At 61.7% G+C, this 24073-nt stretch carries 23 protein-coding genes; 7 read left to right on the top strand and 16 right to left on the bottom strand.

Annotated elements, in window-relative coordinates:
- Nucleotides 1-59 precede the first annotated feature (59 nt).
- The 7 genes from LOY67_RS19990 to LOY67_RS20020 form a co-directional block, all read right to left on the bottom strand.
- Nucleotides 60-878, bottom strand: coding sequence for a DUF4892 domain-containing protein (locus tag LOY67_RS19990; RefSeq protein ID WP_265064102.1), 819 nt, complete (start codon nucleotides 876-878; stop codon nucleotides 60-62).
- Between the two features lie 129 nt (nucleotides 879-1007).
- Complete coding sequence (locus tag LOY67_RS19995) at nucleotides 1008-1859, bottom strand: alpha/beta hydrolase (protein ID WP_265064103.1); 852 nt, start codon at nucleotides 1857-1859, stop codon at nucleotides 1008-1010.
- A complete protein-coding gene (locus LOY67_RS20000; RefSeq protein ID WP_265064104.1) occupies nucleotides 1856-2650 on the bottom strand; it encodes an alpha/beta fold hydrolase in 795 nt (264 codons plus the stop codon). Before LOY67_RS20000 ends, LOY67_RS19995 begins: the two co-directional genes overlap by 4 nt.
- A 266-nt stretch (nucleotides 2651-2916) precedes the next feature.
- Nucleotides 2917-3360, bottom strand: coding sequence for a hotdog fold thioesterase (locus LOY67_RS20005; protein WP_265064105.1), 444 nt, complete (start codon nucleotides 3358-3360; stop codon nucleotides 2917-2919).
- A gap of 182 nt (nucleotides 3361-3542) precedes the next feature.
- Nucleotides 3543-3995 (bottom strand): phosphohistidine phosphatase SixA, encoded by a 453-nt coding sequence (gene sixA, locus LOY67_RS20010; RefSeq protein WP_265064106.1) that lies wholly within the window; start codon nucleotides 3993-3995, stop codon nucleotides 3543-3545.
- Nucleotides 3992-4339, bottom strand: a complete 348-nt coding sequence (locus LOY67_RS20015) for a DUF4389 domain-containing protein (RefSeq protein ID WP_265064107.1) — start codon at nucleotides 4337-4339, stop codon at nucleotides 3992-3994. Before LOY67_RS20015 ends, sixA begins: the two co-directional genes overlap by 4 nt.
- A gap of 30 nt (nucleotides 4340-4369) precedes the next feature.
- Complete coding sequence (locus LOY67_RS20020) at nucleotides 4370-5395, bottom strand: NAD(P)H-dependent glycerol-3-phosphate dehydrogenase (RefSeq protein ID WP_265064108.1); 1026 nt, start codon at nucleotides 5393-5395, stop codon at nucleotides 4370-4372.
- A gap of 198 nt (nucleotides 5396-5593) precedes the next feature.
- On the opposite strand from LOY67_RS20020, the gene LOY67_RS20025 reads away from it, so the two are divergent.
- From LOY67_RS20025 to fabB, 5 genes are all read left to right on the top strand, one after another.
- The gene (locus tag LOY67_RS20025) at nucleotides 5594-7717 is read left to right on the top strand and encodes a TonB-dependent receptor plug domain-containing protein (RefSeq protein WP_265064109.1); all 2124 of its coding nucleotides are present in this window, start codon (nucleotides 5594-5596) and stop codon (nucleotides 7715-7717) included.
- Nucleotides 7718-8650 carry an ABC transporter substrate-binding protein gene (locus LOY67_RS20030; protein WP_265064110.1) on the top strand — a complete coding sequence of 311 codons (933 nt, stop codon included), beginning with the start codon at nucleotides 7718-7720 and terminating at the stop codon, nucleotides 8648-8650.
- On the top strand, nucleotides 8647-10548 hold the full coding sequence (locus LOY67_RS20035) for an ATP-binding protein (protein ID WP_265064111.1): 1902 nt from the start codon (nucleotides 8647-8649) through the stop codon (nucleotides 10546-10548). The genes LOY67_RS20030 and LOY67_RS20035 overlap by 4 nt, the downstream gene beginning before the upstream one ends.
- A 237-nt stretch (nucleotides 10549-10785) precedes the next feature.
- Nucleotides 10786-11301 (top strand): 3-hydroxyacyl-[acyl-carrier-protein] dehydratase FabA, encoded by a 516-nt coding sequence (gene fabA, locus LOY67_RS20040; protein WP_024780603.1) that lies wholly within the window; start codon nucleotides 10786-10788, stop codon nucleotides 11299-11301.
- Nucleotides 11302-11312: 11 nt separating this feature from the next.
- On the top strand, nucleotides 11313-12533 hold the full coding sequence (gene fabB, locus LOY67_RS20045) for a beta-ketoacyl-ACP synthase I (protein ID WP_265064112.1): 1221 nt from the start codon (nucleotides 11313-11315) through the stop codon (nucleotides 12531-12533).
- A 260-nt stretch (nucleotides 12534-12793) separates the two neighbouring features.
- Here fabB and LOY67_RS20050 read toward each other — a convergent pair whose 3' ends face one another.
- Nucleotides 12794-13819 carry an amidohydrolase family protein gene (locus LOY67_RS20050; RefSeq protein ID WP_265067792.1) on the bottom strand — a complete coding sequence of 342 codons (1026 nt, stop codon included), beginning with the start codon at nucleotides 13817-13819 and terminating at the stop codon, nucleotides 12794-12796.
- 106 nt (nucleotides 13820-13925) lie between these two features.
- Between LOY67_RS20050 and LOY67_RS20055 the strand changes: the two genes are divergently transcribed.
- Nucleotides 13926-14786: a pirin family protein gene (locus LOY67_RS20055; protein ID WP_265067793.1), complete on the top strand. Its 861-nt coding sequence runs from the start codon at nucleotides 13926-13928 to the stop codon at nucleotides 14784-14786.
- Between the two features lie 132 nt (nucleotides 14787-14918).
- Here the strand turns inward: LOY67_RS20055 and LOY67_RS20060 are convergent, their stop codons facing one another.
- The 4 genes from LOY67_RS20060 to LOY67_RS20075 all read right to left on the bottom strand — a co-directional run bounded on the left by LOY67_RS20060 (nucleotide 14919) and on the right by LOY67_RS20075 (nucleotide 18640).
- Nucleotides 14919-15647: a dienelactone hydrolase family protein gene (locus LOY67_RS20060; RefSeq protein WP_265064113.1), complete on the bottom strand. Its 729-nt coding sequence runs from the start codon at nucleotides 15645-15647 to the stop codon at nucleotides 14919-14921.
- Nucleotides 15648-15714: 67 nt separating this feature from the next.
- The gene (gene htpG / locus LOY67_RS20065; protein WP_265064114.1) at nucleotides 15715-17619 is read right to left on the bottom strand and encodes a molecular chaperone HtpG; all 1905 of its coding nucleotides are present in this window, start codon (nucleotides 17617-17619) and stop codon (nucleotides 15715-15717) included.
- Nucleotides 17620-17705: 86 nt separating this feature from the next.
- Complete coding sequence (locus tag LOY67_RS20070) at nucleotides 17706-18167, bottom strand: PaaI family thioesterase (RefSeq protein ID WP_265064115.1); 462 nt, start codon at nucleotides 18165-18167, stop codon at nucleotides 17706-17708.
- Complete coding sequence (locus LOY67_RS20075) at nucleotides 18164-18640, bottom strand: PaaI family thioesterase (RefSeq protein WP_265064116.1); 477 nt, start codon at nucleotides 18638-18640, stop codon at nucleotides 18164-18166. The genes LOY67_RS20070 and LOY67_RS20075 overlap by 4 nt, the downstream gene beginning before the upstream one ends.
- A 157-nt stretch (nucleotides 18641-18797) precedes the next feature.
- On the opposite strand from LOY67_RS20075, the gene LOY67_RS20080 reads away from it, so the two are divergent.
- On the top strand, nucleotides 18798-19049 hold the full coding sequence (locus LOY67_RS20080) for a hypothetical protein (protein ID WP_265064117.1): 252 nt from the start codon (nucleotides 18798-18800) through the stop codon (nucleotides 19047-19049).
- Nucleotides 19050-19122: 73 nt separating this feature from the next.
- Here LOY67_RS20080 and LOY67_RS20085 read toward each other — a convergent pair whose 3' ends face one another.
- From LOY67_RS20085 to sucC, 4 genes are all read right to left on the bottom strand, one after another.
- Entirely contained in the window at nucleotides 19123-19860 is a 738-nt protein-coding gene (locus tag LOY67_RS20085; protein WP_265064118.1) for a DUF599 domain-containing protein, read from the bottom strand.
- Between the two features lie 258 nt (nucleotides 19861-20118).
- The gene (gene brnQ, locus LOY67_RS20090; RefSeq protein ID WP_265064119.1) at nucleotides 20119-21432 is read right to left on the bottom strand and encodes a branched-chain amino acid transport system II carrier protein; all 1314 of its coding nucleotides are present in this window, start codon (nucleotides 21430-21432) and stop codon (nucleotides 20119-20121) included.
- Nucleotides 21433-21828: 396 nt separating this feature from the next.
- Nucleotides 21829-22713 carry a succinate--CoA ligase subunit alpha gene (gene sucD, locus LOY67_RS20095; protein ID WP_003179236.1) on the bottom strand — a complete coding sequence of 295 codons (885 nt, stop codon included), beginning with the start codon at nucleotides 22711-22713 and terminating at the stop codon, nucleotides 21829-21831.
- Nucleotides 22713-23879, bottom strand: coding sequence for an ADP-forming succinate--CoA ligase subunit beta (gene sucC / locus LOY67_RS20100; protein ID WP_003179235.1), 1167 nt, complete (start codon nucleotides 23877-23879; stop codon nucleotides 22713-22715). The genes sucD and sucC overlap by 1 nt, the downstream gene beginning before the upstream one ends.
- Nucleotides 23880-24073: the final 194 nt, after the last annotated feature.

The raw sequence follows: 24073 nt of genomic DNA on the forward strand, positions 1-24073 counted from the left end.
AAGTCTCGAAGAATGAACAGGACCCGGGCAGCGGCGCGACCTCCGCCGCCCGGCACAGCTTAGCGCAGCAACTCAAGATGAAGGCCCGTCGTATTGCCGCCGGACGCCTCCATCCGCGCCTCACGGACACCCTGCTCCGCCAGTGCCTGGCGCCAGGCCTCGGCCTTGGGACCGGCGAGGCTGACCCGCAGGCCGGTGTCCAGGTTCAGCGCCCGGGCCAGCAGGCGCAGCCAGGTTTCGTCCGGCTCGCCGACAAGACGGGGCAAATCCAGCACGCCGGTGTCCTTGAGCTGGCGCAGCAGCGTGGCGGAAGTCGGCAGCAAGTCGCCCAAGGGAGCGCTCGCCTCGAACTGCTCGACATGCAGGTAGACCTTGCGATTGCCCCGGGTGATGCCATACAGCGCAATCAACGTGTTGTCCGCCGGCGGCGCCAGGCGCAGCAGCAGATAGGCCTGACCGTTGTCGGCGCCGTAGAGCTTGGCGTTGCCGAACACTTCGTTGGCCCAGAGACTGCTTTCGCCACAATCGCGGGCCTGGCACCAGTACAACAGCTCGGCACCTTGCTGCTGCAAGGCTTCGCGAGCGGCGGTAAAGGCCTGGGTGGCGGAATGTTCCGGTGGCAGCTCATAGGTCACCGAGGTGACGGCGCCACGGCCATCGACCTGGCCGTCGAAACGCAACTGACCGCTGATCTTGCGAATCGAGCCCAGGGGATAGATGCGCTCCACGTCGCTGGATTGCCGGTAATCGACAATCTGCGCGTCGGGCAGGCGCGGCACGCGCTCCAGGTCCCGGCTGCCGGGTACATCAGCGGCGAATGACGCCGGGCTGATGCAGGCCAGCACCCACCAGGCGAGTGAATGAACGAATGATTTCATCGGATCGACTTGGCCTGGCGCCCGTGGACGAAACCGGCGTCGTCCCTGCGCCACAAGGCGGGTAAACAGAGCTCTGTCATGGTGGTCTCCCTTTCAACCCGCCCAGCCTCGACAGTTGCCCGACGCAAGTCAAGAAGTGCTGAAGAACCGATTGAAACAGTCTGCTACAAGCACGGCACCGGCCTCGTCGTTCAAGTGCAAATGATGGCCGCCGGGCAATTGTTCATGACTGAAGGGTAGACGCTCCAGCAATTCGGCGTGTCGGGCCAGCATGCCCTCGGCCGCCACGATCAGATGGGTGGGACAACCGAGCCGTGCCACGAAGGCCATGGCCTGTTCGTCGGTCAGGCGCAGCGGCGATGGCAAGGTCAGGCGGTTGTCGGTGCGCCAGGTGTAGCCTCCCGGCACCGGCATCAGGCCGCGCTGGGCGAGCAGCTCGGCGGCCTCGCGGCTGACCGCCACCAGCCCTTTCATGCGGGCTTCGATGGCCCGGTCGAGGGTTTTGTAGACCGGTTTGGTTTTTTTCTGCAGATCGAGCTGCGCCTGCAGGGCCATGCCCATGCGTTCGGCCGCGTTGTCGCCCTGGGCGGTCGGCGGAATGATGCCATCGATCAGCCCCAGGTGCGTTACCCGCTCTGGCAAGGACCCAGCCAATACCAGCGAGACGATGGCGCCCAGGGAATGCCCCAACAGGGCGAAACGCTGCAGGCCCAGTTGTTCGGCGACCTGCAGCACATCATGGGCATAGTCCCACAGGGCGTAGCCGGCACCGGGCGGCCGATGCCCCGAATGGCCATGACCGGCCATGTCCAGGGCAATGATCCGCAAGCCCTCGAGCCGGGGGGCCAGGCGGGCGAAACTGTTGGCGTTGTCCAACCAGCCATGCAAGGCGATCACCGGTCGGCCATCTTCCGGTCCGAACAGGTGGGCCGCCAGCTCGATGTGGGGCAGGCTCAGGCGAACTTCTTCGACGCCGCTCATGCGCTGCGCTCCTGCCAGCGCTGAAACAGCGCCTTGAGCAGGTCGGCTGTATCCAGGGGATGCTCCAGGGGAAACATATGGCCGCCGGGCATGCTCATGGACTCGCCCTGGGGCATGCTGCCCACCGAACGGGTGTGATGACGCATCACCACGCGACTTTGCCGACCGCGCACCACCGCCAGCGGCACCTTGAGCGTGCGGGCCCGACCGGGGCTGGTGTGCGGCACGCCGCGGTAGATGCTGATTTCGGTGGCCGGATCGAAGCGCAATCGCAAGCGGTCACCGACTCGTTGCAAGCCATGTTGCAGGTAGGCGTCGAAGCAGTCCGGGTCGAAACCGCGAAACAGCGTCTTGCCGGAAAAATATTCCCGGGCCGCGTCCAGGTCAGCAAACTCCTCGCGTCGGCCCAGGGTCCGGCCGGCCGGGGTCAGGCGGTCGATGAAGCCCAGGCGCTTGGCGGCCAGGATCACCCAGCGGTCAGTGCGGGTCAGGACCGGCGAATCGAGCATGACCACGCCACGGTACAACCGGGGGCAGCGCAACGCCGCGTGCAGGTGCAGTACGCCGCCCAGCGAATGGCCGACACCCCACACCGGTTCCGGCTGCTGCTCCAGGTGATGGATCAACTCGTCCACCAGGTTGTGCCAGTTATCGTCCACCGGAAAACGCGGGTCATGGCCATGCAGCTCCAGGTGCGCGACCTGATACTGCGGCGCCAGCGCAGCAAACAGCTTGCCGTAGGTGGCCGAGGGAAAACCATTGGCGTGAGTGAAAAACACCTGTTGTGACATGACAGCCGATCCATTGGGGGAACTGGGGCTGATTGTCCGCAGAAGCCGGCGGTGCGGCAATGACCGTAACTGACAGGAATGGTGACAGTCTGGGTTGGGCTATTGTGGCGAGGGGATTTATCCCCGCTGGGGTGCGAAGCAGCCCTGAAATCAGGCAACTCGGTTCGCCTGGCTTATCGAGTGAGCTGGTTTTGGGGGGCGCTTCGCACCCCAGCGGGGCGGTGCGACGTTTCGCTAAATCCCCTCGCCACAGGAGACCGCGGGGCTCAGCGCGCCGACGGTTGCTCGCTCAGCGGTACCACCGCCATGGTCAGGCGCGACACGCAGTTGACCTTGCCCTCATCATTGCTCAGGCGGATGTCCCAGACCTGGGTGGTGCGGCCCAGATGAACCATCCTGGCCGTGGCCGTGACCCGTCCGCTGCGCACACCGCGCAGGTGGTTGGCATTGATTTCCAGGCCCACGCAATAGAACTTGCTGGTGTCCACGCACAGGTAGGCGGCCATGGAGCCGACCGTTTCGGCCAGCACCACCGAGGCACCGCCATGCAGCAGGCCGAACGGCTGGTGGGTGCGGTGGTCGACCACCATGCTGGCCGTCAGGGACTCGTCGTCGAAGGATTCGAAACGAATGTCCAGCACCTCGTTGATGGTGTTTTTACCGGCGGCGTTCAGTTGTTCGATGTTGGGGGTGGTGCGCCACAGACTCATCGTTGCCCTTCCTTATGTTTATGTGGGAACAAGGCCCAATGCCAATCAGTTAAGGATCAAGTGATATTCCTGTGGGAGCGAGCCTGCTCGCGATGGCGGTGAGTCAGTCAACCTGTATGCTGAGTGATCCATCGCTATCGCGAGCAGGCTCGCTCCCACAGAGGCCAGAGGCCGGTCTTTTCTTATGGATGCCGAATGCCCTTGAGCTGCATCGCCCCGGCCAGCGGCAGGTCACCTTCCAGTTCAGCCAGGCCGGCCGTTTTCACCTGCTCGGGTTGTTGCAGATGGCCGTGTTGCGCCAAGCCCAACAGGCTGCCCACCAGTGGGTTGTGGCTGACCAGCAGCACATCGTCCCGATCTTCGAGATGTTCCAGGACTGTCTGTGGCCGGGTTTCCGGCTTGAGCCAGTCGACCGTCAGCAGCTCCGGCTCGAACCCCAACGCCTCGCGCACCAGTTGCGCGGTCTGTTGGGCGCGCAGGTACGGGCTGGCATAAATGGCGGTCAGCGGCCGGCCGATCAATTCGGCGGCGCTGCGCAGGACTTCTTCACGCCCGTGAGCAGTCAAGGCCCGTTCGGGATCGGGGCGGGCACCGTATGGCTCGGCTTCACCATGGCGCAGTACCCACACTTTCATAACTTGGGCTCCTCATCCCGGGCAGGATGCGGGGCCGGCGTCACAACGTGGGGCGCTTCGCCCTCCGGCGGGCGCGGGCTCGGCCAGTCAGCGAACGGCCAGGGTTTCTGGTCGCTGTGGAAGGTGCCGAAACGGCCGATCTGGGCCAGGAACTGGCTCAGGCTATCACCGAAGTTCATCAGGCTGGCGCTGGGTGCGCCGTAGATCAGCCGATAGATCAACTGCACCAGCACCACGGCACCGAGGATGAATTGCGCCACTTGCCAGACCAGCAGGTAAATCACCATCCACAGCACGCGCAACAGGATGGACTCGTATTGGGCCTGCCCTTTTGGATCGTTCATAGTTCGCTCCTGCTTGAAATCAACGGCGGCTCAATTGAAGCCACTGGTGGAAATGAAATCGACATCGGTCTTCGGTTCGCCACGCATCAACAGTTCGATCACCTGTTCCAGCGTGCGCCCTTCGAACAGAATCGCGTGCAGCCCCGCGACCAGCGGCATATAGACCCCGGCCTCCTGGGACCTGGCCTTGAGCACCTTGAGGGTGTTCACGCCTTCGGCCACTTCACCCAGGCGCGACACGGCCTCGTCCAGGCTCAGGCCCTGGCCGAGGGCGAAACCCACTTGGTAATTGCGACTCTTGGGCGAGGAACAGGTGACGATGAGGTCGCCCACCCCGGCCAGCCCGAGGAAGGTCATCGGATTGGCGCCCTGGCTGACGGCAAAGCGGGTCATTTCCGCCAGGGCCCGGGTGATCAACATGCTCTTGGTGTTCTCCCCCATGCCCAGCGCCACCGCCATGCCGGAGATGATCGCATAGACATTCTTCAGCGCCCCGCCCAGCTCCACGCCGAAACGGTCGGCACTGGCATAGACCCGGAAGGTGCGACCATGGAGTGCGGCCTGGACCCGCTGGCACAGCTCTTCGTCTTCGCTGGCCACCACGGTAGCGGTCAAGGCGTGCTCGGCGATTTCCCGCGCCAGGTTCGGCCCGGAAATCACACCGATCCGTGCTTTGGGCGCGATGTCTTCGAGAATTTCGCTCATCAGCTTGAAGGTCTGGGCTTCGATGCCCTTGGTCAGGCTGACCAGGAACTTGCCGCTCAGGCATTCAGCATGGGGCGCCAGCACCGAACGCAAGGCGCTGGACGGCAAGGCGACGAAAAACAGGTCGCTGCCCAGGAGAGTGGCCTGCAGGTCGGTCACCGGTTCCACTTCCGGACGGACCTTGATGCCCTTGAGGTAACGCGGGTTCTCACGGTTGACCCGGATGGCCTCGGCCTGCTCCGGGTCACGCATCCATTGGCGCACCGGGTGGCCATTCTCGGCCAGCAGGTTAGCCACGGCGGTACCGAAACTCCCGCCCCCCAGGACCGCAATCGGGCGCTGTTCAGTCATATGCAATCCGTTCATCCATACCAAGTGGCGATGCCGGCATTATACGGAGCGGCCAGATCGCGACCAGTCCTGCCTTCATTTACCTATAGCTGTAGGAAGCTGACCATTAATCGCTCGGAAAATGCTGTCAACGCAACTGGAAAAGTCTCTCAGCTCAGTTAACATGCCCGCCATCACTCTGTTATCAAAGGCTCTGCCGTGTCCGTTGGCCCCTCCCGCTCAGGTTCGTCTCTGCTATTGGCGCTGCTCGTCAGCCCGCCAGTGTGGGCCGACGACCTGTTTGTCGACAGCCAATCCCTGCCCCAGATCCTGACCGCCACCCGCCTGAAGCAATCGCCGGCGGCGGTGCCGGGCAGCATGACCGTGCTGGACAGCGAGCTGATCAAGGCCAGCGGCGCCCGGGACATCAGCGAGCTGCTGCGCCTGGTGCCCGGCATGATGGTCGGCAACATCAGCGGCAACCAGCCCACCGTGAACTACCACGGCACCAACGCCAGCGAAGCACGCCGCATGCAAGTGCTGATCGATGGCCGCTCGGTGTACCGCGCCGGCCTCGCCACCGTGGACTGGAGCGACATTCCGGTGGCCATGGAAGATATCGAGCGGATCGAAGTCTTCCGCGGCCCCAACACCGTCAGCTATGGCGCCAACGCGCTGATGGCAGTGGTCAACATCATCACCCGGGCCCCCGCCAACAGCCACGGCACGCGGGTGAAAGTCACCCAGGGCCAGCGCGGTATCAGCGACTGGTACGCCAGCCAGGGCACTGGCTGGGACGGTGGCGACCTGCGGTTTTCGCTGTCCGGCCAGGAAGACGACGGCTTTGACAGCGACCGCAACGGCGCCGATTACCGTGACAGCCGCCACTTGAGCCGCTTCAACCTGTCGGTCAGCCAGACGCTGAATGAACAGCAGAGCATCGACTGGCAGTTGAACGCCAAGGACGGGACCAACCAGCGGCCCTATACCTATCATCCGGTATTTGCCGGGATTACCGCCGCCGGGGATAACTCCGACGTCATCGCCAAGGACTACGCCGGCTCGCTGCGCTGGAACCTGGATCTGAATCCTGACCACAGCCTTTACGTACAAAGCTCGATCCAGCACTGGGATCGCCAGCAGACCTGGCGCGCCTGCGATGCCGAGGTGTCCTTCAGCCCGCAACTGACCGACCTGTGGCTGCTCAATCCCAACTATGCCGAAAAGCTGGCGCGCAACATGCCCGGTTTCACCAACACCGGTGCCCCGCCCGGTACGGCGCAGGAACAGACGCTGGCCAATCAGGTGCTCGACCAATGGCGCAACGGTGCCTCGCAAACCGTGTGCGGCGATATCGACCAGAGTGCCAGGGAATCGCGCTACGACCTGGAGATCCAGGACACCCTGAGCCTGTCCGACAGCTTGCGACTGGTGACCGGGGCGAACTATCGCTATGACCGGGCCGACTCCGAGACGTACTTCAACGGCACCCTGGATGACACCACCTGGCGGCTGTTTGGCCAGTTCGAATGGCGGGCCACCGAACACTGGCTGTTGCAGGGCGGCGCGATGTTCGAAGACACCCGCCTGACCGGCAGTTCGCTGACGCCGAGGGTGGCGGTCAACTACCTGATCACCCCACGCCATGGCCTGCGGGCGGTGTACTCCGAAGCAGTACGTTCGCCAGACATGTTCGAAAACAACGTCAACTGGAGCTACCAGGTCACGAACCTGCAACCCAGCGCCTTTGGCCAGAGCAGCGCTCGTTACTTTGTCCAGACCCGAGGCCCGGGGAACCTCGAGCAAGAGCACATGCGCTCCCGGGAACTGGGTTACAACGGTTATTTCATGGACCTGGGCCTGACGGTCGACGTAAGGCTGTTCCATGACGAAATCACCGGCATGATCAGCGAGCCGCTGCGCAACAATCAGTACATCGCCAGCAACACCAATGAATCGCGGTTTTCCGGCGCCGAAACCCAACTCGACTGGCGCATGACCAACGCCGACCGCCTGCGCATGACGTATGCCTACGTCGACGCCCAGGCCAGCACGCCCCTCGACGAGCAACTGACCGCCCGCAACAGCGGTTCGGCGGGCTGGCTGCGGGACTGGGGCCAGGGCTGGAACAGCTCAGTGTTCTACTACGCCGCCGATGCTCTCAACGGCTACCGCTTCGAGCGCGTCGATACCCGCCTCGCCCGGCGCATCCCCCTGGGCAAGGCCAGCCTGGAACTGGCGGGTGTCCTGCAGCAACGCCTCGACAATCAACCCACCACATTCGTCGACAACCGTTACGACTCCCGTCATGTCATGTATTTCAGCGCGGAGTTGTCCTTCTAGATGCCCTGGAGCCAACCGCGCAAGAGGCCATTTCCTGGCCGCCTGCCGCTGGCCCTGTGCCTGGTGCTTGCCGGTCTGCTCGCAACGCTCGAGGCCCGTGCCGCCGAGATCCTGTTGACCGGCGCCCAGGACAGCCCCGGCGTGCAGTCGTTTACCCAGGCCCTGAAGGCCCTGCGCCCCGAAGACGAGGTGCGCTTCACCCCGCTGGCGAGCCTGCCGCCGCCGGACAAGTTGCCGGCCAATATCCGACTGATCCTGCTGGACCTGCCCAGCCTCGACTGGCGCCTACAAGCGTCCCAGGGACCGGCCACGCTGGTGCTGCGGATCAGCCGTCTGCAAGCCCGGGACCGCCTGGGCGATGCGATCCCCGCTCACCTGAGCCTGTTGTGGAGCGATCCGCCAGTAGCACGACAGTTGCGTTTGATTCGCACGATCTTCCCGCAAGCGCGCAGGGTCGGCGTACTGTTCGATGGGCACAGCGAGTTCTTGCTCAAGGAGATCAGCCAGGCCGCCGCACCGCTGGACCTGGAAGTCGTCACCGAACGCTGGGAAGACACCAGCGACAGCCGCCCCCTGCAAAACCTGCTGGGCCAGAGCGATGTATTGCTGGGCCTCGACGACCCCGACCTGTACAACCCCAAGACCGTGAAGAACCTGTTGCTCAGCAGCTACGCCCGGCAACGCGCGTTGATCGGGCCGAGCGCGGCGTTCGTCAAGGCCGGTAGCCTCGCCAGCACCTACAGCGACCAGGAGGACTGGCTGGCGATTCTCGACGAGCTGCTCGACCGGCCCGCCGCCACCTGGCCACGCACCCTGTATCCGGCCCGCTTCAAAGTCCTGGACAACCGCCAGGTCGCCCGCTCCCTGGGGCTCGAACCGATTGACGCCACTTCCGTCGCTACGCAGTTGGCCGAAGGAGAACACCGCCCATGACCTTGCGTCGCCGTTGGGATATCAATACACGCACCCAGCTCATCGCCCTTGGCCCAGCGTTGTTGCTGACCGTGCTGTTGATCAGCTTCTTCACCTTCGTGCGAATACAGGACCTGCGCCAGGAACTCAATCACACCGGGCAACTGATCGCCAACCAACTGGCGCCCGCTACCGAATACGGGGTGATTTCCGGCAACAACGACGTGCTGGAGAGCCTGCTCACCGCCACCCTGGCCACGCCCCACGTACGTTTTCTGGAGGTGCAGGACAGCACGCACCGGGTGTTGGTGCATGTCGAACAGCCCGCGCAGAATCGCGCTCACTCCCAGCCGATCGAAATGTTCCAGGCGCCGGTTCGCCTGCAGCGCATCGCCTTGAACAACGATTTCCTGCAAGGCAACAGCACGCCCACCGAGGCGCCCGGCGAAGATTACCTGGGCCGGGTAATCGTCGGCATGTCCAGTGATGCCTTCAGCCAGCGGCAGCAGGAAATCCTCTTCAAGGCCGCGATCCTGGCACTGTTCGCCCTGCTGTTCACCTTTCTGGTGGCACGCCGCCTGGCAGCCAACCTGTCCCGGCCGATCCGCGACATCGGCAACGCCGTCAAGGCCATCCAGCAGGGCGACTACAGCAAGCCGCTGCCTATTGTTGACGACGCCGAGCTGGGGGCCTTGTCGCGGCATATCAACAACCTGGCCGACGGCCTCGAGCAAGCCAGCCGGGAGCAGCACCAGGCCATGGCGCAACTGATCAGGACCCGGGAAGAAGCGGAAAAGGCCAACAGTGCAAAGTCGGAATTCCTGGCCATGATGAGCCACGAATTGCGTACGCCCATGAACGGTGTGCTGGGCATGCTGCAACTGCTGGAAACCACCCGGATGACCGACGAGCAGCACGAGTACACGGCGCTGGCTTCGGAGTCCACCGAACACCTGTTGAAGGTGATCAATGACATCCTCGACTTCTCGCGCATCGAACGCTCGGCCCTGGAACTGGAACACATCGTGTTCAACCTGACCGAGCTGGTGGGCAGTTGCGCCCAGTCGTTCCAGCACAGCGCCGCCCAACGCAAACTGGGCCTGGACTTGCTGATTCCCGACGACATGAACGCTTTGCAGGTGCAAGGCGATCCGACGCGGATCCGGCAGATCCTGGTGAATCTGATCGGCAACGCGCTGAAGTTCACCGAACAGGGACGCGTCACCGTGCAGTGTCAGTGGCAGGCCCTGGACCACGAACTGCTGTGGTTCACCTGCACGGTGCGCGACAGCGGCATCGGCATTTCGCCCGAAAGCCTGGAGCGCATGTTCGACGCCTTCCAGCAAGCCGACAGTTCGATTTCCCGCCGCTACGGCGGTACAGGCCTGGGCCTGCCGATTGCGCGCACCCTGGCTGAACGCATGGGCGGCACCCTGCGGGCCCAGAGCGAGGAAGGCCAGGGCTCGGTGTTCACCCTGGAAATCCCGCTAGCCCTGTCCATGCAGGACCCGGCGGAGACGGCACCGCGGTTGGCCCACGGCAGCGAGAGCAGCGAAGGCGGCAACATACTGCTGGTGGAAGACAACCCGGTGAACCAGACCGTGATCGAAGCCATGTTGCGCAGCCTGGGCTTTACCGTCAGCATTGCCGCCGACGGCGCCCAGGCCATCCGCAGCGCTGAAAGCCTGATGTTCGAATTGATCCTCATGGATTGCCGCTTGCCCGTGGTCGACGGCTACGAGGCCACGCGGCGGATCCGCCGGTTGCCAGGCTGCGGCGAGGTGCCGATCATCGCCCTGACGGCCAATGCCCTGCAGGGCGACCGCGAAGCCTGCCTGGCGGCAGGCATGAACGATTACCTTGCAAAGCCGTTCAAAAGGGCTGATCTGCAGCATATTCTGCAGCGTTGGGTGCATTAGTAGCCTGTGTAGCTGGCGTGAAAGGCGAAAGTGCGGCAGTCTTAAGCACCCGAATGAGCCTTGATTGAGGCTTGTATAAACATTTCAGTGCACAGGTGTACATTGATTTTCCCGTGTGCTGTGACTTTCACCACAACGCAATAGTCTATGAGTAGGCTGTCGATTCGAGGCATGACCGCTTCGATCGGCCGGGAAGATTTGCCCCACCCTGCCGCAGGGGACTATTGAGGAGCTCGCATGACCAAACAAAACGCCTTTACCCGGGAAGACCTGCTGCGCTGCAGTCGCGGTGAGCTGTTCGGCCCAGGTAACGCGCAACTGCCCGCCCCGAACATGCTGATGGTGGATCGCATCACCCATATCAGCGAAGAGGGTGGCAAGTACGGCAAAGGTGAATTGGTCGCCGAACTGGATATCAATCCGGACCTGTGGTTCTTCGCCTGCCATTTCGAAGGCGATCCGGTGATGCCGGGCTGCCTGGGCCTGGATGCCATGTGGCAACTGGTCGGCTTTTTCCTCGGCTGGCAGGGTCTGCCGGGCCGCGGTCGCGCCCTGGGTTCGGGCGAAGTGAAGTTCTTTGGTCAGGTCCTCCCGACCGCGAAGAAAATCACCTATAACATTCATATCAAACGCGTCCTCAAGGGCAAGCTGAACATGGCCATTGCCGATGGTTCGGTGACTGTCGACGGTCGCGAGATCTACACCGCCGAGGGCCTTCGGGTCGGCGTTTTCACCTCCACTGACAACTTCTAAGGGTTATCCGCATGCGCCGCGTCGTTATCACTGGTCTGGGCATCGTTTCTTGCCTGGGCAATGACAAAGAGACCGTCTCCGCTAACCTGCGTGCAAGTCGCCCTGGCATCCGGTTCAACCCGGAATACGCCGAAATGGGTCTGCGTAGCCAGGTTTCCGGCTCCATTGACCTCAATCTCGAAGAGTTGATCGATCGCAAGATCTACCGTTTCGTCGGCCATGCGGCGGCTTACGCCTACCTGGCGATGAAGGATGCCATCGCTGACTCCGGCCTGACCGAAGAGCAGGTGTCCAACCCGCGCACCGGCCTGATCGCCGGCTCCGGCGGTGCCTCGACCCTGAACCAGATGGAAGCGCTGGACATCCTGCGCGAAAAAGGCGTCAAGCGCGTGGGTCCGTATCGCGTCACCCGGACCATGAGCAGCACCGTTTCCGCCTGCCTGGCCACGCCGTTCAAGATCAAGGGCCTGAACTACTCCATCGCTTCTGCCTGCGCCACCAGTGCCCACTGCATCGGTACCGCCATGGAACAGATCCAGATGGGCAAGCAGGACGTTGTGTTCGCCGGCGGCGGTGAAGAAGAACACTGGAGCCAGTCGTTCCTGTTCGACGCCATGGGCGCCCTGTCCAGCAAGCGCAACGACACCCCGGAAAAAGCCTCCCGCGCCTACGATGCCGACCGTGACGGTTTCGTCATTGCCGGTGGTGGCGGCATGGTGGTGGTCGAGGAGCTGGAACATGCCCTGGCCCGTGGTGCAAAAATCTACGCGGAAATCGTCGGCTACGGCGCCACGTCCGACGGCTACGACATGGTGGCCCCGAGTGGCGAAGGTGCTATCCGCTGCATGCAGATGGCCATGTCCACCGTCGATGCCCCCATCGACTACCTGAACACCCACGGCACCTCGACTCCGGTCGGCGACGTCGCAGAAATGAAAGGCGTGCGTGAAGTGTTCGGCGACAAGGCTCCGGCCATCAGCTCCACCAAGAGCCTGTCGGGTCACTCCCTGGGCGCCGCCGGCGTTCACGAAGCGATCTACTGCATGCTGATGATGGAAGGCAACTTCATCGCCGGCTCGGCCAACATCGACGAGCTGGACCCGGAAGTGGCCGACCTGCCGATCCTGACCAAGACCCGCGAGAACGCCACCCTCAACACAGTGATGAGCAACAGCTTCGGTTTCGGCGGCACCAACGCCACCCTGGTGCTGAAGCGCTGGCAGGGCAAGTAAGCCCCGCTGCTACGCCGCACACAAAAACGCCCCGACTGGTTCGGGGCGTTTTTTTTTGCCTGCCATTTCCCCCTGTGGCGAGGGGATTTATCCCCGCTGGGCTGCGTAGCAGCCCCAAAGCAGTCGCCCTCATCTGTCTGACACACCAGGGTTGTCTGCTTTTAGGGCTGCTGCGCAGCCCAGCGGGGCGGTGCGACGTTTCGCTAAATCCCCTCGCAACAGAACCTCATTGCCACAGAGCTCCTATTGCAAATAACCTTTTATTCTCGGATCACCCGAGGCAACACCGCCAGGAAATTATCCCGCGCCACCTTCCTCGCCACCTCTTCCGGCAGGGCATCCAGAAACGGATCGAAGCCTTTCAGCGCCTTGCCCAGCTTATCGAAACGTCCGACCACATCCGACCCCACCATGAAACGCTCCGGAAAGCGCTCCACCAGCTTGACCCATTCCGGCCGAGGCGTGCCCGCTTCGTCGAGCAAGTAGGGCCTGAGCAGGCTCCAGGACAGGTCTATGTACAGATTGGGGTAGGACTCGAGCATCCGGGTCAGGGTCGGCAACAGGAAATCCAACCGGGTCTGATGCCGATGAATCTCCAGGCTGGTGCCGGCGTGGGCCCAGATGAAGCGGGTATGCGGATGCTTGCGCAACGCTTCTTCGATTTCCGGCAGGTAAAGCGGATTCTTCTCACGCTTGGAGGTGATGTTGGCATGCAGCATCACCGGCAGGTCGTGCTCGGCCGCCAGGTGATAGATCATCGTCATGGCTTCGTTGTTGGCGCGCGGCGTGTCGCCCGAGGTCAGCGCCGTAAGGTCATCATGGCGGGTGAAGACTTCACCGATGCCTTGCCACAACCCCGGGTACAGATCGAGCATGCGCTGGACATGGGCAGCAGAGTTCTTGTCATTGGGATTGAAACCCGACAGGAAAGGATGAAAGTGCCGACGTTGCTCGGTGGTCAGCTTGCTCACCGCCGCCGCGACAATCACATCGGTGGCGCTGTACCAATAGGCGTCCGCATCGTCACCGGCGTAATAACGTGGACGCTTGGGCTCGTCTTCATGCCATTTCTTGGCGACCGGGATGCCTGAGATCATCACATGCTCGATGCGATTGTCGGTCATTGCCTGGAGCAGCGTGGGCATGCCGGCGGTTTCCTGGAAGAAATCGACGTAATGCAGGTGCGCATCGCTGTAGGCATATTCGCGGGCCACGGCGGCGCTGCTCGAGGCGATCAGCAGCCAGGCGAAGATCAGGCGGGTCAACGGGGCATCTCCAAAGACCATGAGCAGCATAGACCCCACCCTTCCCGCCCGGGTTCAAGTCGTCGGTGCCGCCAACCCCAACGGCGGGTTATGCTCGCCGCATCCGTCGTTCAACCGGGAAGACACCATGACCACGCCCCTGACCGTTCGCCCTCGCGCAGAAGATGTCGAAGGCCAGCCGATTCTTCGCCCGCTGCCGTCCGCCAAATGCCGCAGCGTCGGCCCTTTCGTGTTTTTCGACCACATGCTGCAGACCACCTATCCGGCCGGCAAAGGGATGAACATTCGCCAGCATCCCCACATCGGGCTCTCCACCCTCACCTACCTGTTCGAAGGCAAACTCCAGCACAAGGACAGCCTGGGCTCAGACCAGGTGGTCGAGGCTGGGGATGTCAGCTGGATGACCGCCGGCAGCGCCATTGCCCACGTCGAGCGCACGCCGACATCGCAACTGGGCAGTGCCTTCGTCATGCACGGATTGCAAGTCTGGCTGGCCTCGCCCCAGCCCCACGAACAAGGTCCGGGGCACTACAGTCATCATCCGGCACGCACCCTGCCGGTCAGCGACAATCTGGGCGTCAGTATTCGCATGATCGCGGGTTCAGGCTTTTGCCTGGAATCGCCGGTACCGGTACTGTCTCCTACGCTCTACGCCGAACTCAACCTGCAAACCGCGACGACGCTGCTGATTCCCACCGAGCATGAGGAACGGGCATTGTACGTATTGAGCGGCGAGGCGCTGCTGGAAGGTGAGCCGCTGGAACCCCATTCGCTGGTGATACTGCCTGTCGGGGAAGAGATGACCCTGTTTGCCGGCAGCGACTGCCATGCCGTGCTGTTCGGCGGCGCACCACTGGACGGGCCGCGGCGAATCAACTGGAATTTCGTCTCCAGCGATCCGGCCCGGATCGACGAAGCCCGCCGACGCTGGGCGGCCGGAGACTGGCCGAGCGTGCCGGGGGAAAGCGAGCGGATCGAGTTGCCCTGAATTCAGTGGTGTCTGGCTGTCCGCCATCGCGAGCAGGCTCGCTCCCACATTGGACCGAGTTCCCCCCTGTGGGAGCGAGCCTGCTCGCGATGACGGCAGGCCAGACAACAACAAAATCAGATCAAGTCCAACTCAGCCCTTGAACACTTCATCCAACAAATTATGCATCGACCTGAACGCCCGCTTGGCCACCTTGGCGTTGTACATCATCTTGCCCGGCACATTGGCGTGCGGGTCGGTGAACGAATGCACCGCGCCACCGTAGCTCAGCAGTTGCCAATCGACCCCGGCGGCATTCATTTCGTCTTCGAACGCCGGCAGTTGTTCTTTCGGCACCAGCGGGTCTGAAGCACCGTGCATCACCAACACCGAGCCCTTGATGTTTTGCGCATCCGCCGGGTTGGGTGTATCCAGGGTGCCATGGAACGAGACGGCGGCCTTCAGCGGCGCGCCAGTACGGGCCAGCTCCAGGGCACAGCAGCCACCGAAGCAGAAGCCGAACGTGGCGAGCCTCGACGTATCGACCGGCGCCTCGCCCTGCCCCTGCAATTGCTCGAATGCCGCCTGCATGCGCTTGCGCAACAGGGCCCGGTCATTCTTGAGCGGCATCATCGCCGCCCCCGCTTCATCGGCGTTGGTCGGACGCACGGTCTGGCCATAGAGGTCGGCGATCAACACCACATAACCGTTGGCCGCCACCGACCTGGCGATGTCCTCGGCCCCCGCCCCGACGCCCATCCAGTTCGGCGCCATCAGCAAGCCCGGACGCGGCCCCTGCTGGCCAGCCTCGAAGGCCAGGCGACTTTCGTAGGTCTGGCCGTCGATCTGATAGACCAGTGAACGAACCGTAATCTGACTCATGACTGTCTCCTCTTTAATGGATACCAGAAATGAAAAACCCCGCCGAAGCGGGGTTTTCCTTACCTCATCAAGCTGACAGTTCAACCAGCAGCTTGTTCAGGCGACGCACATAGGCCGCCGGGTCCTTCAGGCTGTCCCCGGCCGCCAGGGCCGCCTGGTCGAACAGGATGTGCGACAGGTCGCCGAAGCGCTCTTCGCTCTGCTCGTTGTCGAGTTTTTCCACCAGCGGGTGCGCCGGGTTGAATTCGAAGATCGGCTTGGAATCCGGAACTTTCTGGCCGCTGGCTTCGAGGATCTGGCGCATCTGCAGGCCGAGGTCCTGTTCGCCGATGGCCAGGATTGCCGGGGAATCGGTCAGGCGGTGCGAGACACGCACTTCGCTGACGGCATCGCCCAGGGCGGTCTTGATCCGCTCGACCAGGCCTTCCTTGCTCTTGGCGACTTCTTCAGCGGCTTTCTTGTCTTCTTCCGAATCCAGGTTGCCGAGGTCCAGGTCGCCACGGGCCACGTCGACGAAGCTCTTGCCGTCGAACTCGTTGAGGTAGCTCATCAGCCACTCATCGATACGGTCGGTCAGCAGCAGCACTTCGATGCCTTTCTTGCGGAAGACTTCCAGGTGCGGGCTGTTCTTGACCTGTGCATAAGTTTCACCGGTCAGGTAGTAGATCTTGTCCTGACCTTCCTTGGCGCGGGCCAGGTAATCGGCCAGACCGACGATCTGCTCACCGTCGTCACCCTGGGTCGACGCAAAGCGCAGCAGGCCGGCGATCTTCTCTTTGTTGGCGAAGTCCTCGGCCGGACCTTCCTTCATCACCTGGCCGAAGTTCTTCCAGAAGCCCTTGTATTGCTCGGGCTCGTTCTTCGCCAGTTTTTCCAGCATGTCCAGGACACGCTTGGTCAGCGCCGACTTCATGGAGTCGATGATCGGATCTTTCTGCAGGATTTCCCGCGAAACGTTCAGCGACAAGTCGTTGGAATCCACCACACCCTTGATGAAACGCAGGTACAGCGGCAGGAACGATTCGGCCTGGTCCATCACGAACACCCGTTGCACGTACAGCTTCAGGCCGCGTGGCGCTTCACGCTGGTACAGGTCGAACGGGGCGCGGGCCGGCACGTACAGCAGCGAGTTGTATTCCAGCTTGCCTTCGACCTTGTTATGGCTCCAGCTCAGCGGGTTCTCGTAATCATGGGCGATGTGCTTGTAGAACTCCTGGTATTCCTCGTCCTTCACCTCGGTGCGTGGGCGAGTCCACAGGGCGCTGGCGCGGTTGACGGTTTCCCATTCCACTTCAGGCTTTTCTTCGCCTTCGGCGGCGGTGACTTCCTTCGGCAGCTCGATCGGCAGCGCGATATGGTCGGAGTACTTCTTGATGATATTGCGCAGGCGCCAGCCATCGGCGAACTCGTCTTCGCCGGACTTGAGGTGCAGCACGATGCGGGTGCCGCGATCAGCCTTGTCGACGGTGGCGACTTCAAACTCGCCTTCGCCCTTGGACGACCAGTGCACGCCTTCGCTCGCAGCGAGGCCGGCACGGCGGCTGAACACCTCGACCTGATCGGCAACGATGAACGCGGAATAGAAGCCGACGCCGAACTGACCGATCAGGTGGGAATCCTTCTTCTGGTCGCCCGACAGATTCTTCATAAAATCGGCAGTGCCAGACTTGGCGATGGTGCCCAGGTGCGTGATCACCTCTTCGCGGCTCATGCCGATGCCGTTGTCTTCGAGGGTGACGGTCTTGGCGTCCTTGTCGAAGCTCACACGGATTTTCAGTTCGGCGCCGCCTTCCAGCAATTCTGGCTTGGACAGGGCTTCGAAACGTAATTTGTCGACAGCGTCAGAGGCGTTCGAAATCAGCTCGCGAAGGAAAATTTCCTTATTCGAATACAGCGAGTGAATCATCAGGTGCAGCAGTTGCTTCACCTCGGTCTGGAAGCCCAGGGTTTCCTTTTGAGTTTCCACGCTCATGGTCATCAAACTCCAAGTGGATGGTGGTGTCCGCCTCGCTGAGATGGCGGCGGGATGTCCTCAAGGTGGGGGCAGCAATGGGGATTTCAAGGGTGATCCGGTTTTGCCGGTTCCTGGATCTTGAAATGCGCCCGCGCGGTGGCGATCGGCTCGGCCTGCGCGTCTTGCCAGGCGGTGATGGCAACGTTGGCCACCCGTCGGCCCTGGCGCCAGACCTGGCACCGGGCATAGGTGTCGCGAAACTGCCCGGCGCGCAGGTAATCCAGGGAGAAATCGATGATCTTCGGCACGCCCGGCGCACGGGTGGCGATCAGCAGATGAACGGCTGCCGCCAGCTCCATGAAGCCGGCAATGACGCCGCCATGGATCGCCGGCAGTAAAGGGTTACCAATGTTGTCCTTGTTGGCCGGCAGGCGAAACAGCAGGTCATCGCCCTGCCCCGTGCATGCGATGCCGATGAGTTGTGCATAGGGAATAGAGGCCAGCAGCAGCGCATGATCGCCCTGCTCGCAGGCCTGGCGCAGTCGTTCCCGGGTAATGTCGGTCATGGCGTGTCCACGGCAGCCATCGGGCCACCTTTCGTGATGCCCCTGGCGTGTCGGCCCAGGCGCATGAAAGTGCCCACCACATGGGCGATGGGTTGGGCGGGGTCGTCCTGATAGGCGAAACCACGGGTGAAAATCACGTCCGGCGTCACCCGATAGCACTGAGCGAAACCATAGACAGCCTTGTTCGGCTCGGCGGCGTGCATGTAGTCGATGCGCAGGTCCAGGGTCGGACAGACCTCGAACTCCGGCAGCACGCAGAGGGTCGACATGCCGCAGGCCGTGTCCATCAGTGACGTCAACGCCCCGCCATGGAGGACGCCGGTAAGCGGGTTGCCCACGATCCGGGGGCTGAAAGGCAGCACCAGGGTCAATCCCTCGTGGCTGGCACTGTGCAGCTCCAGGCCCAGCACCTGGCAGTGCCTCAGCGCGGACAAAAAGCGTGTCGCACGCTCAAAAACGGGGTCTTCGGCCATTTGATCAATGCTCTTGTCAGTAACGGGACCTGATAACAGGCGCGACTCATAAAGTTCCATTCCATTGCAAAGTTATATATCTGACGCAAAAGAGGAACTTAACCCAAGGCGGATTGCTCAAACGGCCAGTAGTTATTTCCATAAGGAGAAACACCCCATGCGTAAGACTTTAGCTATTGCCTTGATGTTGACCGCCACCCTCGGTCTCGCTGCCTGCGATAAAAAATCCGAGGACAAAGCTCAAGATGCCAACCAACATGCTGAGCAAGCTCAGCAGGACATGAACAAAGCACAGGATAAAGTGAACGACGCGGCGAAAGAAAACGCCGAAGCCGCCAAAGATCAGGCTGAAGCGAACAAAGCCGCTACGCAGGAACAAGCACCTGCCACAGCGCCTAAAACCAACTGATACGGTTTTAGCGACAAAAGAAAACCCGCCTGGTGCGGGTTTTCTTTTGCCTGTGATTTGACCGGCCATGTTGTCATGCCGCGTCCTTGGCAACTTCCGGCGCCGGTACTTCCGTCGGGGTATAGACCATGACATCCAGCACATCGGAATGAAACTCGCGCTGATAGAGCACAAACACCACGCCGGCACTCATCAACATGAATAACCAGGGGCTGACAAACCACGCCAACATGGTCATGCCGAAATAATAAGCGCGCAGGCCGAAGTTGAACTGGTTGGCGGCCATCGAAATAACCCGTGCGGCCCGCAGTGCAAAGGCCTTGCGCTCCTGCTCCGAGACGTGGCGCTCGCCGATCATCGGTGCCGAGCCCACCAGGACCGCCGCGAAGTTGTATTGACGCATGCACCAGCTGAAGGTGAAGAACGCGTACACGAACACCAGTGCCAGGCACAGCAGTTTGACTTCGGCCAGGCCCTGGGAAGCCTGCTGCACCAGCGGCAGGTCCGCCAGCAACGACACCGCGCGGTCGGAGGCGCCGAGTACCGTCAGGATGCCGGCCAGGATGATCAACGTGCTGGAGGCAAAAAATGACGCGTTACGCTCCAGGTTACCGATCACGCTGGCGTCGGCGATACGGTTCTCGCGCAGCAGCATGCGGCGCATCCAGTCTTCACGGTACAAGTGCATCACGCTGGCCAGGCAGGCCGTATCGCGGGCCTTCCAGGTGGCGTAGCGGGTGTAGCCGCCCCAGCAGATGATGAACCAGGCGGCGGCCAGGAGATGGGTCAGGTTGGCTTGGATGAATGACATGTAATTCCTTGTGTAAAAAACATGGAGCAGCTTGCAGCGCCCCTTGTGGGAGCGAGCCTGCTCGCGATAGCGGTAGGTCAGCCAATAAGTGGATAGCTGATCCACCGCAATCGCGAGCAGGCTCGCTCCCACAGGGATCTTCATTTATGCAGGACACTGCTTCGACGTTAGCCCAAGGAAAAAGACACGCCGCATAAAAAATGCCCCGTATCGATTGATACGGGGCATTTCGGTGTAGCGGGAACCGTGTGTAACGGCTTAAGCCAGCGCCTCGCTGCGTTTGCCCAGCAGGCGATCACACACCACGGCCACGACCAGGGTCATCACCGATGGCACCAGCCAGGCCAGTCCCTGCTCGCTCAGCGGCAGGTGGGCCAATTGCGCCGGCATCCAGTCTGCCAGGCCTGCGCCCTTGAGCGCGTCGACCAGGCCAAACAGGAACGACACCAGCATCACCGGGCCGACGATGCGCCCCTGTTCGTGCCAGAAGTCCTTGCAGAAGCTCAAAGCCACCAGGGCGATGCAGGGCGGGTAGATCGCGGTCAGGACCGGGATCGAGAAGGCAATCAGCTTGGTCAGGCCCAAGTTGGACACCAGCAACGAAAACGCCGCCAGGATCACCACCAGCGTCTTGTAGGACAGTGGCAGGACACGGCTGAAGTACTCGGCACAGGCGCAGGTCAGGCCAACCGCGGTCACCAGGCAGGCCAGGGAGATCAGCACGGCGAGGAAACCGCTGCCCAGGCTGCCGAAGGTGTGTTGCACGTAGGCATGCAGCACGGCGGCGCCGTTGGCCGCGCCCAGTGCCACTTCGTGGCTGCCCGAGCCCAGGCGGAACAGGCTGATATAGACCAGCGCCAGGCCGACCCCGGCAATCAACCCGGCGATGATTGCATAGCGGGTGATCAACGCCGGTGATTCGACGCCACGGGAACGGATCGCGTTGACGATGACGATACCGAACACCAGCGCCCCCAGGGTATCCATGGTCAGGTAGCCATTGATGAAGCCCTGGGAGAACGGCGCCGCGACGTACTCCGGCGTGGCCACGCCGATACCGCCGGCGGGCAAGGCAAACGCGGCGATCCCCAACACGGCCAAGGCAATGATCTTCAGCGGCGCAAGGAAGCGTCCAACCGTATCCAGCAGCCGGCCCGGGTAGAGCGAAATGAAGAACACCAGCAGGAAATACACGGCGCTGTAGAGGAACAACGCCAGCGGACTTTCGCCGGTCAGCGGCGCCAGGCCGACTTCGAACGAGACGGTGGCGGTACGCGGCGTGGCGAACAACGGGCCGACGGCCAGGTAGCAGACCGCCGCCAGCAGGCCGCCGGCGAGCTTGCCGATGGGGCTGCTCAAGGCATCCATCGCACCGCCGACCTTCGCCAGGGCGACCACGGTGACGACCGGCAAGCCGACCGCCGTGATCAGGAAGCCCAGCGCCGCCATCCAGACATGGGGCCCGGACTGCAAACCGACGATAGGCGGGAAGATGATGTTGCCGGCCCCGACGAACAGGGCAAATGTCATGAAACCAAGCGCCAGGATGTCCTGGCCTTTCAACACTTTCATTAAGGAAACCACACTACTGAATCGGAATTTAGAGAGGGATTTCCCCATGGGTGAGGGAAATGCTGCCGATCCGTATGGGATCGACCCGTTTAGCGCGTCGCGTCCTTGTGGGCAGCGATCGCAAAAATGGTGGCTAGCCTAACGAATCCGGATCAGAAACGCACTGTTACGGGGCAAACTATCCGATACACGACGTTTCCGTGTCGCGTTTACGTATCTATTTTTCCAATGCTGCCCCTGTGGCGAGGGGATTTATCCCCTCGCCACAAAAGCATCCTTGCCACAGATAAATCCCCTGGCCACAAGAAGCCCTACAGCCATGAACACAACGGCCAGAAACGACAAAGGCCACCCGAAGGTGGCCTTTGTTGCTGGAACGAATCAGTCAGCCGAAGCTTACTTCTTCATTTCCCAGCCAGTCAGCTCGGCCAGGGCCTTGCCGATGTCTGCCAGCGAACGCACGGTTTTCACGCCTGCGTCTTGCAGAGCAGCGAATTTCTCGTCTGCAGTGCCTTTGCCGCCAGAGATGATTGCACCCGCATGGCCCATGCGCTTGCCCGGAGGAGCAGTCACACCTGCGATGTAGGAAACAACCGGCTTGGTCACGTTTGCCTTGATGTAGGCAGCCGCTTCTTCTTCAGCCGAACCGCCGATCTCACCGATCATGACGATCGCTTCGGTCTTCGGGTCTTCCTGGAACAGCTTCAGGATGTCGATGAAGTTCGAACCCGGGATCGGGTCACCGCCGATGCCGACGCAAGTCGACTGACCGAAACCGGCGTCAGTGGTCTGCTTAACAGCTTCGTAGGTCAGGGTGCCGGAACGGGAAACGATACCGACCTTGCCTGGCAAGTGAATGTGACCTGGCATGATGCCGATCTTGCATTCGCCTGGAGTGATCACGCCTGGGCAGTTAGGGCCGATCAGGGTGATACCCAGCTCGTCGCACTTGACCTTGGCTTCCAGCATGTCGATGGTCGGGATGCCTTCGGTGATGCACACGATCAGCTTGATGCCGCCGAACGCCGCTTCAAGGATGGAATCCTTGCAGAACGGAGCTGGAACGTAGATCACGCTGGCGGTGGCGCCAGTGGCTGCAACAGCGTCCTTGACGGTGTTGAAGACAGGCAGGCCCAGATGCTCGGTGCCGCCCTTGCCAGGCGTTACGCCGCCAACCATCTTGGTGCCGTATTCGATGGCTTGCTGGGTGTGGAAACTACCTTGCGAACCGGTAATACCCTGGCAGATAACCTTGGTGTCTTTATTGATCAGGACGCTCATTATTTGCCCTCCGCAGCTTTAACGACTTGTTGAGCAGCGTCGGTCAGGCTGGTAGCAGCGATGATGTTCAAACCGCTTTCTGCCAGTACTTTAGCGCCCAGCTCAGCGTTGTTGCCTTCAAGGCGAACAACAACCGGGATTTTCACGCCTACTTCTTTCACGGCGCCGATGATGCCTTCGGCAATCATGTCGCAACGAACGATGCCGCCGAAGATGTTGACCAGTACTGCAGCGACATTGGTGTCGGACAGGATGATCTTGAACGCTTCGGTCACACGTTCCTTGGTAGCACCACCGCCCACGTCGAGGAAGTTGGCTGGCTTGCCGCCGTGCAGGTTGACGATGTCCATGGTACCCATGGCCAGGCCGGCACCGTTGACCATGCAGCCGATGTTACCTTCCAGGGCTACGTAGTTCAGTTCGAACTTGGCAGCGTGCGCTTCGCGCGGATCGTCTTGCGACGGATCGTGGAAAGTCTTCAGCTTAGGCTGACGGTACATGGCGTTGGCGTCGATGTTGATCTTGGCATCGAGGCAGTGCAGATCGCCGTCGGCCTTGATCACCAGCGGGTTCACTTCCAGCAGTGCCAGGTCATGGTCCTGGAACAGCTTGGCCAGACCTACGAAGATCTTGGCGAACTGAGTGACCTGCTTGCCTTCCAGACCCAGCTGGAATGCCAGTTCACGACCCTGGAATGGCTGGGCGCCAACCAGTGGATCGATAGTGGCCTTGAGGATTTTCTCAGGGGTATCGTGAGCGATTTTCTCGATGTCCACGCCACCCTCGGTGGAAGCCATGAACACGATGCGACGGCTCGAACGGTCAACGACAGCGCCCAGGTACAGCTCTTTAGCGATATCAGTGCACGACTCAACCAGGATCTTGGTGACTGGCTGACCATTGGCATCAGTCTGGTAAGTTACCAGACGCTTGCCCAGCCACTGCTGTGCGAAGGCCTTGGCGTCTTCTTTGCTGCGAACCAGCTTGACGCCGCCCGCTTTACCGCGACCACCGGCGTGAACCTGGGCTTTGACAACCCATTCGCTGCCGCCGATTTTGTCGCAAGCTTCTGCTGCCGCTTCCGGGGTGTCTACCGCGTAGCCTGTGGATACTGGCAGGCCGTACTCAGCGAACAGCTGCTTACCCTGATACTCGTGAAGATTCATGCTTATTACCGTCTTCGTTAGGTACTGCGCATTCGGTGCTGCACCATTGAGTGCCGCACCACCTGTGACTGCTGCTTGCGTAGCCTTCCGGTCACCCGGTCGAGCTACGCAAGACTGCGTCCAGCGGACATTCCGCGGTGAGTCTTGCGCGCAAGGCTCACGACGGGCCGAACCGCCGTGGTTTCTTATTATCT

Source organism: Pseudomonas sp. B21-056, assembly GCF_026016325.1.
Lineage (GTDB): Bacteria > Pseudomonadota > Gammaproteobacteria > Pseudomonadales > Pseudomonadaceae > Aquipseudomonas.